This window comes from Bdellovibrio sp. HCB274 (assembly GCF_047306075.1).
In the GTDB taxonomy this organism is placed as follows: Bacteria; Bdellovibrionota; Bdellovibrionia; order Bdellovibrionales; family Bdellovibrionaceae; genus Bdellovibrio.
In genome coordinates, this window is record NZ_CP178623.1 from 2,476,496 (window position 1) to 2,490,769 (window position 14,274).

General features: G+C 47.3%; 14 protein-coding genes. 5 read left to right on the forward strand and 9 right to left on the reverse strand.

Annotated features, from left to right (window positions below; genetic code table 11):
* Positions 1-38 precede the first annotated feature (38 nt).
* From ACLWNV_RS11980 to ACLWNV_RS11990, 3 genes are all read right to left on the reverse strand, one after another.
* Positions 39-290: a hypothetical protein gene (locus ACLWNV_RS11980; protein WP_413584675.1), complete on the reverse strand. Its 252-nt coding sequence runs from the start codon at positions 288-290 to the stop codon at positions 39-41.
* Between the two features lie 152 nt (positions 291-442).
* Positions 443-1,099, reverse strand: a complete 657-nt coding sequence (gene folE, locus ACLWNV_RS11985; RefSeq protein WP_413587635.1) for a GTP cyclohydrolase I FolE — start codon at positions 1,097-1,099, stop codon at positions 443-445.
* 141 nt (positions 1,100-1,240) lie between these two features.
* Positions 1,241-1,915 (reverse strand): PilZ domain-containing protein, encoded by a 675-nt coding sequence (locus ACLWNV_RS11990; protein WP_413584676.1) that lies wholly within the window; start codon positions 1,913-1,915, stop codon positions 1,241-1,243.
* A gap of 79 nt (positions 1,916-1,994) precedes the next feature.
* Between ACLWNV_RS11990 and ACLWNV_RS11995 the strand changes: the two genes are divergently transcribed.
* Both ACLWNV_RS11995 and ACLWNV_RS12000 read left to right on the forward strand, forming a co-directional pair.
* Positions 1,995-3,167: a hypothetical protein gene (locus ACLWNV_RS11995; RefSeq protein WP_413584677.1), complete on the forward strand. Its 1,173-nt coding sequence runs from the start codon at positions 1,995-1,997 to the stop codon at positions 3,165-3,167.
* An 8-nt stretch (positions 3,168-3,175) separates the two neighbouring features.
* Positions 3,176-3,988, forward strand: a complete 813-nt coding sequence (locus ACLWNV_RS12000; protein WP_413584678.1) for a hypothetical protein — start codon at positions 3,176-3,178, stop codon at positions 3,986-3,988.
* A 2-nt stretch (positions 3,989-3,990) separates the two neighbouring features.
* Here ACLWNV_RS12000 and ACLWNV_RS12005 read toward each other — a convergent pair whose 3' ends face one another.
* Genes ACLWNV_RS12005 through ACLWNV_RS12025 form a run of 5 tightly spaced genes read right to left on the reverse strand, consistent with a single transcriptional unit; the run spans position 3,991 to position 9,365 of the window.
* A complete protein-coding gene (locus tag ACLWNV_RS12005; RefSeq protein WP_413584679.1) occupies positions 3,991-4,503 on the reverse strand; it encodes a YceI family protein in 513 nt (170 codons plus the stop codon).
* Positions 4,504-4,525: 22 nt separating this feature from the next.
* Positions 4,526-5,533 carry a c-type cytochrome gene (locus tag ACLWNV_RS12010; protein WP_413584680.1) on the reverse strand — a complete coding sequence of 336 codons (1,008 nt, stop codon included), beginning with the start codon at positions 5,531-5,533 and terminating at the stop codon, positions 4,526-4,528.
* Positions 5,530-6,210, reverse strand: a complete 681-nt coding sequence (locus ACLWNV_RS12015; protein WP_413584681.1) for a hypothetical protein — start codon at positions 6,208-6,210, stop codon at positions 5,530-5,532. Before ACLWNV_RS12015 ends, ACLWNV_RS12010 begins: the two co-directional genes overlap by 4 nt.
* 9 nt (positions 6,211-6,219) lie before the next feature.
* On the reverse strand, positions 6,220-7,944 hold the full coding sequence (locus ACLWNV_RS12020) for a hypothetical protein (RefSeq protein WP_413584682.1): 1,725 nt from the start codon (positions 7,942-7,944) through the stop codon (positions 6,220-6,222).
* On the reverse strand, positions 7,941-9,365 hold the full coding sequence (locus tag ACLWNV_RS12025) for a hypothetical protein (RefSeq protein ID WP_413584683.1): 1,425 nt from the start codon (positions 9,363-9,365) through the stop codon (positions 7,941-7,943). The genes ACLWNV_RS12020 and ACLWNV_RS12025 overlap by 4 nt, the downstream gene beginning before the upstream one ends.
* A gap of 133 nt (positions 9,366-9,498) precedes the next feature.
* On the opposite strand from ACLWNV_RS12025, the gene ACLWNV_RS12030 reads away from it, so the two are divergent.
* The 3 genes from ACLWNV_RS12030 to ACLWNV_RS12040 all read left to right on the forward strand — a co-directional run bounded on the left by ACLWNV_RS12030 (position 9,499) and on the right by ACLWNV_RS12040 (position 12,759).
* Positions 9,499-10,353, forward strand: coding sequence for a hypothetical protein (locus ACLWNV_RS12030; protein ID WP_413584684.1), 855 nt, complete (start codon positions 9,499-9,501; stop codon positions 10,351-10,353).
* 254 nt (positions 10,354-10,607) lie between these two features.
* Positions 10,608-12,245, forward strand: a complete 1,638-nt coding sequence (locus ACLWNV_RS12035; protein ID WP_413584685.1) for a hypothetical protein — start codon at positions 10,608-10,610, stop codon at positions 12,243-12,245.
* A 1-nt stretch (position 12,246) separates the two neighbouring features.
* Positions 12,247-12,759 (forward strand): hypothetical protein, encoded by a 513-nt coding sequence (locus ACLWNV_RS12040; RefSeq protein WP_413584686.1) that lies wholly within the window; start codon positions 12,247-12,249, stop codon positions 12,757-12,759.
* Here ACLWNV_RS12040 and ACLWNV_RS12045 read toward each other — a convergent pair.
* Complete coding sequence (locus ACLWNV_RS12045) at positions 12,756-14,270, reverse strand: flavin monoamine oxidase family protein (RefSeq protein WP_413584687.1); 1,515 nt, start codon at positions 14,268-14,270, stop codon at positions 12,756-12,758. The two genes, ACLWNV_RS12040 and ACLWNV_RS12045, sit on opposite strands and share 4 nt — an antisense overlap.
* Positions 14,271-14,274 lie beyond the last annotated feature (4 nt).

Sequence of the window (14,274 nt, forward strand, 5' to 3'; positions counted from 1 at the left end):
CGAGAATCATAAGCCACGGGTAACCCCCGTGGTTTTTTTTAATTGAAAATACTCCGGCAAGAGGGTCTGGAATTTTGCCGAGCCAGAAGGGCTTTATGTTCTGAGGCTTTTTGAATATTGCGCTGATGCTTTAAGATATCAGGATGATTCGCGGAATAGGCGGACTTCACTGCCAGCATTTCAACTTCCTGGCGAATAAAAGAATCGACTTGGGCAATCTCCGCTGTGGAGTCGGCAAAAGAAACCAACGGCAGTAACATCACCAGAAGAGCACAAAAGATCATTTTCATAGGCTGAATCCCCGCTTTGACGAAGTTTTGTTTTCAGCCTTGTAACAGCAAAAGAAGGACCCCTCACAATGATCTTTAAAACGCATCTATTGGTTTAGAATGCGAGGGATACCTCAAGCTCTGTCAAAGTATCAAAAAATGTCAGGACAGGGTTACTTCAGGCGGCAGTGATGAAGGAACTCTTCGCGCGTTTCTGGAAGAGTTTTAAAGTGCCCACGCACGTCTGATGTGGCCGTGGTGCTGTGAGTGTCTTCAATACCCCTCATCATCACACAGTAGTGTTTGGCGTTGATATGAACCGCTACGTGATCCGTATCAAGCACGTACTGCAGGCAATCGGCTATCTGCTTGGTCAAGCGCTCCTGCACCTGAGGGCGACGGGCAAAGTACTGAACGATGCGGTTGATTTTGGATAGGCCAATAACTTTCTTGTAGGGAATGTAGGCCACGGTGGCAAAGCCATCGATCGGCAACAGGTGATGTTCGCAGAAAGAAAGACATTCGATATTTTGCACCACGATCATTTGATCGTAGTTCATCTTGTTATCGATCACTGTCATCTTAGGAAACTTCAACGGATCCAATCCACCGAACACTTCGTTCACATACATTTTCGCCACACGCTTTGGAGTGTCGGCCAAACTGTCGTCTTCCAGATCCAAGCCCAAAACTTCCAGAATTTCCGTGAATTTTTCTGTGATTTTTTCGATCTTTTGCTCGTTGGTCAGACCGTTATTAATCATCGGCGTGGGGCGCACGTTATCTAAAATATCCTTGGTGCTTAGAACCTGCTCAATTTCAGAATCCACGACTCTTCTATGAGCGTTCTTGCCAGCGCCTTTTTTAACGATTTTTTTAGGTTTTGCTTTAGCCACGATGACCTGCTTTGTTGTTTGGAATCCAAAGATGATTTCTTATGCCCTAAAACTTCGCTTCAAGGAAGAAAAAGCTTAAACACTTTGCAAATTTTGACTGCTTAACCACTGGCGGATGAGTTCTTTTTCGTGGTCAGAGGTATCCACAAAGTGAATGCGAATTTCGCTATGGGAAACCGCGATAACCTTACCCTGGCAAAGGATGTCATCAATATCCGGGATCTCGACAGAAACCATCTGGCCTACTTTGAATTTTTGACGGGCCTGGGGAGCCTGCACCCGGGTTCCCGTATAGGATAAATCCAGGATACGACAGTCTTCCTTGCCCATTAGCACGACAGGAATATCGACGTAGTAGCGATGCGCGGTCTGCTCCATCCAATGCTGGCGACGATCCAAATCCGGAGACCTGGAAAAATACAGCCAAGCGATACCACCCACAATCACGGTACTGATAATTTTAAATGTTGCGACTTCCGCACTTAACGGCGGATCCTGGAAGAACACCAGGTGTGACAGGTTGATGGCAATAAAGAGCGCGCAAAATACCAAACCAATCAACCACAACAATTTGTGACGAATCAAAAAACTGATCCCTGCAGCAAAAGCCACCAGCCAGCCCACTGTTTCCAGAGTTCCGGTTGTGCCCGTGTGCATTGTCGTGAAGTCCATCACCGGAATCACCATTAACGTGAAAGCCGCTGGAATAATGACCCATGGACCGTGAGTGACACCGATAGTTTTTCTCATACTTTTCTTATCGGCAGCACGAATGTGGGAATACAGTTTTTTGTTGCTTCCCTGCTCGTTCTTAATAGACTGTTTAACTGTGAGACAACTACTGAAAATATCATTTCTTATCGGTGCATTCCTAGTTTCAAAACAAGCCGTGGCCTATCCTGATTTTATCGGATACGGTTATTCTTCTTGCATTACCTGCCACTATAGCGGCTTGGGCGGCGGCGCTCTAAATGACTACGGAAGAGCCCTGTTTGCGACGGAAATCACGTCTCGCTCTGTCTTCCCTGCTTCTATGGATGAGGAAGCCATCGCTGCAAGCTCTGGTTTTTTGATCACGAAACCTCTGCCCTGGTATTTCCGTCCCGGAATTAAATATCGTGGACTTTATTTTCAGCAGAATCCCAATGGTTCAAATGAAGTGAACAAATGGGTGAACATGCAGAGCGATTTTAATTTGAATTTCTTCTTTGATAAAAAGCAGACATTTGCGTTAATCACGACGGCTTCCTATACCGCTTTCGATGTTCCGGAAACCACGATCGATAAGTGGACCATTTACGCCAAAGAATTTTATCTGCGCTTTAAGCAAAGCAATAATTTGTGGTGGTATGCCGGCCAAATGGATAAGGCCTACGGCATTCGCAACGTTGACCATATGGCAGTGAACCGTTTCCCGGCAACAGATGTGGGCTTAAACCAATACGGTCAGTCCTTAGGAGTGATGGCCCACTTCACTTACCCTACGTGGGATATTGCAGTGAATCCGTTTTTTGGAAATGTCTATACCGTTCCCGAAAAACGTCAAGTCGGTGTCTCTGTCGTTGGTGAATACCAGGTCTATGAAAAATTTAAAGTCGGCGGTTCTGTGCTGGCTTCAGAATCTGATGAAACCCGCTGGCGCTTAGTTGGAGGCACGGCTCGCTGGGGACTTTCCAAAGGAAGCTCTCTGCTGGCAGAGGCCGGTCTAAAAGAGCAAACTCGTAAAGGTACGAATCTGGATCCGGTGCTGGGAGCCTATGCCTGGGTGCAATCGATGGTCGCCATCGCGCGTGGATATAATATTCTGACGACGATTGAACAATCCCGGGATGATATTCAGAAGTCATCGGCAGAAAACTTGAAATACAGTTTTGGCCTTTTGGCGTTTCCACTTCCGCGCACGGAATTTCGCCTGGGGCTTTCAAATGGTAAAACGAATTTGGATGGAACCGGTGTTGATGATACCTGGGCCCTGCAAACACAAGTGCATTTTTCTTATTAGGAGCGCAAATGGGTAAAATGAAAATTTCAATCTTGCTGTGCCTTATACTGACAAGTTCACTTGCCAGCGCTCAACAGCGCAAGCGATCAGTAAAACCACGTGTGCCCGCGCAAGCGACCACTCAGGAATCAACTTCGGGGACCACTCCAGACACTCCAGCTGCCACCGAAAGCACAACCGCTACTGGAGACAGCTCCGAAGCGTCACCAGAGGATCCAGCAGCTCCGAGCGAAGAGGCGACAGTCAGCACTCCTGACACGTCTGCGGATCCCAATCAGGCCAGCGTCACATCACTTCGCCCCCGCCCTAAACGCCTTCCTGTGCAGTCGATTTCTTCTTGGGCAGTGGGCCTGACTACTTTGCAGTGGAATGAAAAACTCACGGTTTCGCAATTGGGATCGACGACAAATTCCAATATGAATTTTAATGGCATGGGCTTGGTCCTGCAAAAAGAAACCTATTACTTGCAGTGGGGCTGGAATGTCGGTGGGATGCTGGCTGTGGGCCGGGCTAATAGTGGTCCCTTTGCCAACGATGTGAAAATTGAACGTCAGGGTTTCACCATGCTGGCCCTAACCCCGCGTATGTTCTGGCGAGTTACGAACAGCGTAAATGTCGGTGGAACGGCCTTAATTTATATTCGCAATATCGACCTACCGTCTGGCAACGGCGTGGACATCACGGCTGGAAGAAAAAATAATGCAGGCTTTTTAGTTGATATGAATTTAAGAATTTTTAAAGAATGGGATTTCTATCAAGCAATAGGCCCCATCAATGATGGAGCCTATCTTTGGAAAATCGGAGCTAATTACCGCTTTTAAAACTATTTACCAGCAGTTTTCGGTGCTGCCGCTGCGGCACCTACCGGAACCTCAACGCGAACTTTCACGTCGTCTTCAGTTCCCACACCCATGTAATTTACGTCTTTGATGCCGATATCGGAAGCTTTCACCATGAATTCAGCTTTCAACAAACCGCCTTCAACTTTGTAAGTTCCTTCGACATTCAGTGGCTTATCTTTGATTTTGATTGTCGCTTTACCTTTGCCACCTTTACCAGTTGCAGTCAGCAAAGTTGCAGTTGGGTATTTGTCTGTTTCAAGATATTTTTGAGTATGCTTATCACGAAGATCCACACCTGTTTTCAGGCTCTTCATATTAACAACGATGTTCTGCGCAGATACTTCATCGCCTTTAACTTGTGCCGTTCCTTTGATTTGGCTTGTTTTCGCTTTGAAGTCCCCCATCGGATTCAAAGTCACATCAAACACGACTGACTGAGCAAACGCGCTTGAAACACCCAAAGTCACCACTGCTGCTGCAATAACCAATTTCATTAATTTCCCCCATGGTTTTTATTTACTGAATGCTGGATATCCAATCATACACAGCTTGCAACTGAGATGCACTCACTGTTGCACCATTGTCTGGCATATTTTTCGTGCCACTTCCCTGGGAGCCTTTCATTCTAAAATAAAGCGAGGAACTTAAAGGTTGGCCTGCTTTAACAAAGCCCCGGGTCATCATGCTTGCTGCGGACATATTTGAGAAGTCACCACGATTTGAGCCCGCCCCGTGACAGCTTAAACATGAGGAATCAATAACCGCTTTCGCAGCAGCCAATTTTGTATCCACTGTTGATCCAGGCGAACTACTGGAGTCGGCAAAAACAGCCGGGTCAAAAATAACCTGACTCACGGAATTTGTTGTACCAACAAAGCGGGATAATGAATTGAGTTGTGCATTATTGAGACGGTCATTGAAGAACATATACTCATAGACCATCCCACCCGTAGCCCCAGGCGCGAGCGTTTTGGTTACGAAAGAAAATTCCTGCGGACTTCCGGTCTTGGTGATCGTCATGGTTTGAACGATCCCATTTACCAGCAAGGAAAAATCCTCGGGCTTTGAACCTGCACGCACGGCAATGACCATGCGAGGACCCGTCGAAGGAAGATTCACCGTCGCCTGCGCACTGTTACCCGCAGAAAAAATACGACTGACTGTGATCTTGCCGCTGGCAACAGAGACTGCCGTTTCCTCGGCATTGGCACTGCCCGAATAGGCAGAAAAAATCTTACCCGTCATCGCGCGATCTGCAGCAAAAACATAACTAAGCTTATCTGCGCCCGTATAAGCTTCATCCACCGCACTAGGTTGACCCTGCTTGTACCAGCGAACCAAAGGCCCGCGAGTTGGATCAGTTAATGAGGGTAGCTCTTGGGCATCCAGGTAATTTTGTCCGCTGGATAAGGACGCCGATTCAAGAATCGCCTGCTGCACCGTAAAGTCGCTGCAATTTTGAAACGAAAAAACCAGCAATGGAAGTCCCAGTACTGGTACCCATTTCATTCTTCCCGAAATCATAACTGCTCCCACCCACTGGATTCACAGATCGCCAGAATCAGGTATCTCCAGCGGTCACGTCCAGAAATCGAAGGATTTTTTTCGTACATCATGCGATCAGAAGCAGCCAGGCCTTGAATTAATCCCGGGTTCGCATCATCGCCGCGATAAAACATGGAAAATGCAAGCTCGATGGATGTTGCCGTGGGCGCAGAACCGACAACACTGACATGGCTGACAAAGTTATTCACGAAGGTATCGTTGGATAAAACGCTCTGACAAGCTTGCGATTTAAAAGCTGCTCGTAACGTATTAGTGCCCGTGTTCATCGGTGCCAGTATCGTTCCATTGCAATCGTTGACCCCGGTTTTGATGTCACAGGGATATCCAAACGCGGAGGTTTTGTTGGTAAACCACTGGTTGGTGATATTCGTAAGCGTCGTTTTTTCACCCGCCGTGGAGGCTGAAGTTAAAAATACATCGTTAAACAGATTTGTCATATAAACGCGATTCACCAGCAACGGAGATTGCGTGGATGCTCCAACCACAGCATTTCCCGGATGATCTGCACCCATGCTGTAATCAGCATCTCCTGACAAGGAAGCAAGCTCAAAGGGCTGAGCACAGTTTTGAAATGCCTGGGTAAGCACAAAGCCGATCGTCAAACCTGCAATTGTAAGATTAAGACGTTTGTTCATCATGGCCACCTAGACAACCTTCGGCATACCCACCAGAGAAGTAATAATTCCGGTGGATTCGTTAAAGGAAATCATGGCCGGAGCGGTATTCTCCCAAGGGTTGGCTTCAATACGCATCAGGCGAGACAACGTCGACGTCGCTGACGCCGTAGAAGGCACACCACTTAGATAGCCACTGATAGCAGCTCCGTAACCGTTGGTACCATGCCCTGCATTTTGACGTAAGTTGCCAACGACGTAAGGACCATTTTTAATGGCGCCAGAAAATGCACTCGTCACCATACAAGGATAACCATGTCCCGATGACTGCCCGCTCATCGCGGCATTTCGCGCAAACTCTGCAGAAACCTGAATCACTGATTCAGACCACATGTTCGCACCCGTAGACGGTCTGCGCACGGCTTGCAAACGATCACGCATTTCCAGAATTCCCGCCAAAATTCCTGAATAGAAATTATGAGTCAACATCAACGCTGTATAAGCACCGGTGTTACCATCCATGTCTGTATGCGAAAATAACAGGTTGCCACCATTTACGAAAAGATTATTCACATCATCACCTGCAATATAGCTTGTGCGAATGCGAACATTGTTAAAGTTACTGGTTCCAACCGAAACTGAAGCCGTTAGCTCTTTTGTTAAGCAATACTCTGCCAATGCCAGCTGCTGATAGAAATCATTGTAAGTAAGAGCCGACGTCATTTCACGCAAATCAAAATCTGGTGCCAGCGTGAGATTACGCTGTAAATCGAAACCACTACGTTGAACGTAACCAAAAATACCAAACTGTCCTGCAGGCCCCGCAAGCGATGAAGGAGTGACCGGAGCCTCCGAGATGCCGGAAATACCCGACATACGAGCCGTACCCTCAACCGCATTTTTATAACGGTTCACAGCTGCATCCCAGAATCCATCGATGTCATTGATACCTTGTTTCATTTTCATAGATGCATTTTCAAGATTCTTATTTAACGTGTCAGCACCCAGACGGTTTGAACGGGCATAAGACTTTAAGTAAGCCATCGCATTTTCGTAAGCGTTCTTGTAAGCTTCTTTACCTGCGGTGGTCGTGGAAATCGCCGAGGATTGTGCGAAACCTGCCATCAATTCCCGCACGTACCCGGCACCCACTTGCGTGCCTGCCTTATTGTGCGAAGAGGTAAAACCGATGTTGTTATTGCCAGTCATTACACCTGCAAATAATCTTTCTGAAGAATCCGCTAGCAAACCATTTAAGCTTGGTAAGCCCGAAACGGGAACCTGCACCAGCAAAGCATTGGTATCGTGACCATCAAAGGCCGAACCAAAGCCACGCATCACCATCATGTTACTCAGAGCATCAGATGCATTGCGAGTGCCCCCTTGGCCATTCTTAATTGGCAAAGAGAAAATATGGGGCACATTCAGACCATTGTATTTAAAAGTTTTGTAAGCCAGTCCCGCCACTTTGCCGCCACTGAAATTGTAAGCAGTAGAAACATAGGGGTTTGTGACGATGTTATCACCATCATAAATCTTAACCCATTGGTCAAAGGAGTAACGCATGGGTCCCCCGTTGATCCAGATGTTCAATAAAAAGCGTGGATCTGCCTCACCCGTCAAGGTTTCAGCGCGAGCCTGCTGAATAAATCCAGCGCCAATCTTCATTGCCAATGTGTCCAGTACGGAAGCTGATAAAACAGTTCCTCCCAGAATCATCCCCTGCTTTAAGAAATCACGACGATTTGAACTCATTCATTCCCCCGAGGATCAAAGGCGGCTTTATTATAATAATTCGAACGTAGAATCGATTCGATCAACTTGCTTAATGACTGCGTTTGTGAAAGTTCTTTTCCCAGAGTCTCCACAAACTTGCGGTCTTCCACATCACGTTCAGTCAAAGCCTTGTTGAGTGGCGCGTTCGCCGGATCCGTTCTGTCATACAAAGACACATCGATACCGGTGAAATAGCGGAAGTATTTTTTAGCTGCACACTGATAGTATTCCTGAAGCTCTGTCAAACGTGCGCCCATCTCTTCAACGTTCGCCACATCGCGATTGATCAGGTTACCATTATAGTAAGACCGAATCATGAGTTTGCCGGTTGGATTTTGACGGTGATAACCAGGCACTGCCGTCGCCGACCAGTTGTGCGCAACAGTAGAACCCACAGTGAAGTTACCCACCATGATAGATTTTTGCACATTGCCATTCGCTGTTTCTGCGACGACCCAGTTGCGCGCGGTCGAAGCAAACTGGTCCATCGAAGCGTGGCACGTGATACAGCTTCCAGCACGACGGAATTGAACGTCGGTGCTGCTGCTGATGTAAGCCTGGATATCACTTTCACGTAAAGCCGGAAGCGTGAAGCAAAGCATGTTTTCTAAAGTAGTCTTAGCCCATTTACGGGGAAGTTTTAAAGCGCCGTCAAAAACCTGGCCTTTGCTGTGCCCCACATTCAACAAGAAGTATCCTTGTTGTCCCAAGATACCGCCACCCAAAGCGCGGTGAAGATCAATTCCCGTCTGCCCACTCATCTGCGAAGCCAGACCCAGATTTGGGATGGAATAGTTTGCGAGAATCAAAGCAGACGCTCCAGGCACGATCCCGGAAATAAGTCCTGTTCCCGAGTAAGGAGCAGGAACCACTGCGGTTGAAGAAACGTTTCCTGCGGCATCCGTTTGCGCCAATGCAAATGTTCCCGGAGTTCCGCGAATAGGTGCGTATTTAACCGTGCCACGAAGAACATTTGAATAAAGCAAATCTGAAAACAGCGCACGAGTCAGCGTCAAAGCTGGCGTCGACATTTCGATAAAGTCATTGGTGTTGGAATCGAACTCGTTCTGATAACCGGAAATTTGATCCTGATTGGCTGTGGGGAACCAAGTGCGGTGAAATTGATAGAAGTTATTTAAAACTCTGACACTCTCAGTGTCATTCACTGCCAATGCACCATTGCTGGCAAGTTTGCCTTTATTTAAAAGCGCGATACAGGCATCAACTGCTTTTGTTTTACCGGCTTTGATACTCGCCATAACCGAACTGTTCGTTGGGACAGGCAACCCTGTCAGCTGAGCATAGCAACGGGCATAGATCGCTTTTTCTGAAAGCGCATGCGCTGAATGAGAATATGCAATGACCGCGATAAGCGCCATTGACCCCAGTATTGACTTCATTGATCCCCCATTTTTAGTTTCGGTCACTTTGGGATTTTTTGTATATTTAATTGCAATATTCTCAATCTGAGACGCACAAATGAAGTTAGGCCAGCTGATTAAGATTTTCCCAAATTGTGTCGATAGGTTGCGTATGAAAACACTGATTGCAACTTTGATATTACTAAGCCTGTCTATCAACGCGAACGCAGCCAAGGTTACAAAGGTATCCGGCGGTAAAGCACTGATTGATCTTGAAGGTGACACAGCCCTTGTCGGCGACCAATTTTTCGCTATCGATAGCAGCGGAAAAAAACGCGGTCTTATTCAGGTTTCAAAAGTTCAGGGTGGTCGTGCCATTGCCACGATTTCAAAAGGCTCTGCAGCTCCTGGACAGTCTCTGCAAAGATATCAGGGTCGCATGAGTGCCGCTCCGGGCGAAGTCAACAACACTCGCAACTCTTCCAGTGGTAAGGGTGCCTGGGGTATCATGGGCGGTATGGCGAACAGCTCTATGGATGTAAAGTCCTCGACAGCTGCGATGACCATGACGGGCACAAGCTTTAACCTGAATGGTTTCTATCAAACGTACCTGGACAAAAATATCAGCGTGAAGGGCCTGGTCGGTTATGAATCGCTAACGGTTGCTGGCAAAGCTCCTGCAGGTTTTTCTGGCGGCAGTTGTACGGCAGGCGCAAACTGTACAGCGGAATTGGGTTACCTGGGTTTCAACGCTTTGATTCGTTACTCTGTTTACCGCACGTCTTCTTTGGAATTCACTGTGGGTGGTGGTTTGGGCTTCCTGTTTGCGATGCAAAAATCATCTAACGTCCTGGACACTTCAAAAATCACAACAAACCAAACTATCGTAGGATCCCTGGGAGTTGACTGGCGCCTGGACAGAAAAACATTCGTTCCGATTCAGTTCGACTATGCGATGTTCCCGGATAACAACACCTCCTCTGCGACTCAAATGATCCTAAGAGCGGGATACGGTTGGAACTTCTAAGACTTAAAAATTAAGTATTTCTTGAAAGCCCTGCTTACTGCGGGGCTTTTTTCGTTTTTACCGGCTCGCTTAATGTTTAGTCACTCTAAGGGGCTGAATCCTCCCCAAGCCCTAACCTATTCCATCTGGGTCGGTACTCCCTTTGCAAAGCCTTTGGCAGAACTTTAATTCCAAAGGGGTCGCAAGTGCTTCGAAGGACTTCAAAATTTTTACTTCCGCTGCTGGTCGGGGCGACCAGCCTCCAGGCACTAGCCATGGATACAGATCCCTACCTGACCCAGGAACATCTGATCAACAACGCAGTCCAATTGCATGTGACCTCTCGAGGCATGAAGCTCTTTGATACGAAGCTTTCAAAAATCCTGGGAAATCTGGGAGTTAAATTGGACGAGGGCTACTTCCCTGCCCTGTCATATACTTTTGCAGAACCTATCAATCCTGACGACTATGCCAAGGAAAACGGTGACGCCGTTAAAATGTACAAACAGGTGCGTGACTTGCTAACCAAGTGGCTGGTGGGCTTTTCCTTGAACGATCACCGCCCGACTATCGAGATCGGTGAATCAGGATTCGTGGCGAATTTTTCGCGCTTCTCGCTCGTCACTGACCGCGCTCTGATGGATAAACTTGGAAAACGTGATGGTGCTATTTTAGCGATCGAGCTTGAAGTCAAACATCTGACGATCGGCACGAACTCTGTCAAAGTTTGGGATGTGAATAACGAATTCCTGGGTAAAATCGGCGCCGAAGATGTCAGCCTTGCTGCTGGTGACGCCAAAAATCCATTGAAAATCCGTCTGCCTTTTTACTTGCGCATGAATGCTTACGGGCATTTGGAATTTGAAGCTTTAGAGGTTGAAAACAACATCAACTCGATCCCCGTTTCTTTGGAATATAAAAAACTTTTGGTTCCGACATTTGCGATTGAAATCAACGGTAAAAAGTTTTTGTTAAACAATGCTGAAATCGACAAATTATTTATCGAGCAAGCTCCGGCGATTTTGACTTCGGTTCGTGAAAATCTGGGGAACTTTGCCCGTAACCAGCTGCCTGCGATGCTGAATGAAAAAGCCAAACAGCTTTTGACTGGCAATCTGGATCAGGTACAAAACATGGTTCCTCCAGGGAAAGAGCCTAACGACAACAGACCTGATTTCAAATGGGGTTTGCGCCTGCAAAACATCGGTTTAAAAGAAGCCCTGAACGTCAATTTGGGAGCCTATGCAGAAGACCCAATTAATCCCCGCAGCGAGCCGCGCCCAACAGATAAATCCCGTGGTGGGGTCACTTGGGGACTGATTCCGCAAACTAATTATGACATCGGTCTAAGCTTGGATCGCGGCCTTATTAACCGCATCATGCAGCTTTCCTTTGAACGCCGAAATTTCGAGAAGATTGCCATGTCAGATGGTTCCACTTTGAGAATGATGGCGGCTCCGTTGATTGATTATGTAAAAGCGCCAGTAGCGATGCCGTTAAAGGGCAACGAAACCTTTGTTAAGTTGCGTGTTTCCGTCGAAAATAAGCCGGATTCCATTTTCCTGAAAGAAAAGATCGTTGTCGAATTCGATATCATTGCAAAATTACGTCAAATGGCGGATAAGAGCGGCATGCAGCTGGTGCTGTACTCCATTGATCCGGAAACGCTGGCAATGGATGACAAATACTTCTCACTGGCAGGCAAACTCCTAAAAGGCAAGGTCCGCGAAGGCATCAAAGACAAGCTTCGCGAACAGTGTGCTGGATGGAAAAACAAAGACGAAGCCATCCCAGGCGCGTTTCCTCTTCCGCCAGAAATTTTAGGACTTAAATTAGATATTAATCGCGTTGTCATGGATCCAAAGGGGCATTTAGTAATGTACCTGGATTATGCGAAAGCAGGAGCACTTTAGTATGAAATCATTTAAACTTGCAGCCATCAATGCACTGACTTTGATCATCGGCTTGGGCTTGATGAGCGGCTCTCTTTCTTCCAAATCAGCAAAAGCTGCGAAGCTGGAATCAGTTCCTTCAATCGAAGTAACTCAGCTTGGAAACTACAAAGGCCAATACCTGACAGTTCTTTACGCTGTCGGCTCCAGACCATTCATCTCCACTGATGCTTCCCAATTGAACATTTCCCAGGTTAAGGAATCCCGCACGGTTTACATCACGGGTGACACTGTGACTTTGCCACAGGTTCAAGTTGAAAAAGAGGGCTTCCGTCCTTCTTACAACATCGTGGTGTTTGTGGTTTCTCCACAACAGAACTACTCGTGGGTGAATGCAGATGGAACTTCTCCGCAAGGTATGCCGAAAACGGCAAATCAATTGCGCAACAAAATCAACGCGATCAATAAGTCTGACGTTGATAGCTTCATCGCTTCCAAAGGTGATAAAGCTGTTCTTCCTGTTAAATTAAACTAAACCGACATCGCCGTCGCGGCGAAGACTCCCGTCTCAAGGGCACCGTTCAAGGTGCCCGGGAATTTCAAGCTGGTGTGCTCGCCGGCGAATTGAAAGCGCCCACCGTACTCAGCTTCACCCGCAGCTCCCCTGAACTTCATATACTGACCTTTTTTATAATAGGCCATCGAGCCACCCGCCCAGGGACGTGTTTTCCAATTCACCATTTGGTGAGCCTGCACCTTTTCCGGCAGGTTTTTATAGAACAATTCCAGATCAAGCAAAGCTTCACTTTCCGCAGCACTGCCCGCCTGCAAGCCGGATTTTCCGGCTCGAGAGTAGGTCAACAGTCCGCGGTTACCTGTTTGTTCACGACTGCTATCCCAGAACTTCTGAGATAAAAAATCCCCGGTGAAGTTACCAAGATTTGCAGCCATCGCTCCCTGTTTCTTCATCCAGAAGGGGGAATCAAATCCCAACGCGCCTTTGCTGTGGGAGGCATAATCAAGATTAGCCAGCGCCTCTTTTTTGACGTCGGAAAAACTTAAGGACTGAATGTTGCGAACTTCGCGCAGTTTAGTAAAAGGCAACGTGCAGATAATCTGGCGTGTTTGATATTCCTGACGCCCCTGAGGAGTTTGGAACTCAAGTTTAAAAGTTCCTTCCTTTTCAGAAATCTCCACCAGCGCGTGATTCATCTTAACACTGTTGTCAGGAATAACTCCTGCCACGCGCGATCCCATCATCTGCATGAAGTTTGTCATTCCACCTTCCAGACGGAATGTATTTCTTCCGGTCAGCAAACTGCTGCCCTCTGAATCCAAAGTGCTTAGGAAATGCAACGAGGATTGCTCGTCGGCATCCACTCCAAAGCGCGCTACGGCCTGGCTTTCGATCAGATTCAAAATTACGGGATCAACTTCCTTGGACCACGAGTTCAAAAGATCTTTTAAAGACAGACTGTCGTAATAAGCCGCACGATCATACACCTGCGCATTTTGATATGTGAGAATCGCCTCGGAATTGCGAAATAGATCCGCGCGCACGCGGCGCAGTGGCGCTGTCAGAGTTTTCAACTTTGGCAGGATTTCCTGCACACGATAGTTTTTTTCATCAAAACGGAAGTAATGGGCCTCAAAGCCCTTCGCTGTTTTCAACTGCACAGTGTTAAGACTGAACTCTTTTGCCAGAGCAAAAACGGTGCGGTGGGATTCTTCAAAGTACTCGGCACCAAGTTCTGCAACGGGTCCTTTACCTGGAAACACTGAAACTGTCTGTACACGGCCCCCCAGACGTGAGGAGGCTTCAAAAACCCGATAAGGGATTTTGTTCTTTTTAAGAGTGTAGGCGGCAGCCAATCCCGCAGCGCCGGCTCCCAGAATCACCACTTCTCCTTCGAGGTTTCGTTTGTCGCCCGTAAAAAGACGATCCAGACTTGTACAGCCTGATAATGCCCCCGAAACAAACAAGCCACTTGAACTCAGCGCAGAAATTTTCAAAAACTCGCGGCGATTTAAAGAACTTTTTGCCATCAAT

Coding starts and splice junctions, on each gene's coding strand:
- ACLWNV_RS11980 (WP_413584675.1), bottom strand. CDS start 290: ATGAAAATGATCTTTTGTGCTCTTCTGGTGATGTTACTGCCGTTGGTT.
- ACLWNV_RS11990 (WP_413584676.1), bottom strand. CDS start 1,915: ATGAGAAAAACTATCGGTGTCACTCACGGTCCATGGGTCATTATTCCA.
- ACLWNV_RS12000 (WP_413584678.1), top strand. CDS start 3,176: ATGGGTAAAATGAAAATTTCAATCTTGCTGTGCCTTATACTGACAAGT.
- ACLWNV_RS12005 (WP_413584679.1), bottom strand. CDS start 4,503: ATGAAATTGGTTATTGCAGCAGCAGTGGTGACTTTGGGTGTTTCAAGC.
- ACLWNV_RS12010 (WP_413584680.1), bottom strand. CDS start 5,533: ATGATTTCGGGAAGAATGAAATGGGTACCAGTACTGGGACTTCCATTG.
- ACLWNV_RS12015 (WP_413584681.1), bottom strand. CDS start 6,210: ATGAACAAACGTCTTAATCTTACAATTGCAGGTTTGACGATCGGCTTT.
- ACLWNV_RS12020 (WP_413584682.1), bottom strand. CDS start 7,944: ATGAGTTCAAATCGTCGTGATTTCTTAAAGCAGGGGATGATTCTGGGA.
- ACLWNV_RS12025 (WP_413584683.1), bottom strand. CDS start 9,365: ATGAAGTCAATACTGGGGTCAATGGCGCTTATCGCGGTCATTGCATAT.
- ACLWNV_RS12030 (WP_413584684.1), top strand. CDS start 9,499: ATGAAAACACTGATTGCAACTTTGATATTACTAAGCCTGTCTATCAAC.
- ACLWNV_RS12035 (WP_413584685.1), top strand. CDS start 10,608: ATGGATACAGATCCCTACCTGACCCAGGAACATCTGATCAACAACGCA.
- ACLWNV_RS12040 (WP_413584686.1), top strand. CDS start 12,247: ATGAAATCATTTAAACTTGCAGCCATCAATGCACTGACTTTGATCATC.
- ACLWNV_RS12045 (WP_413584687.1), bottom strand. CDS start 14,270: ATGGCAAAAAGTTCTTTAAATCGCCGCGAGTTTTTGAAAATTTCTGCG.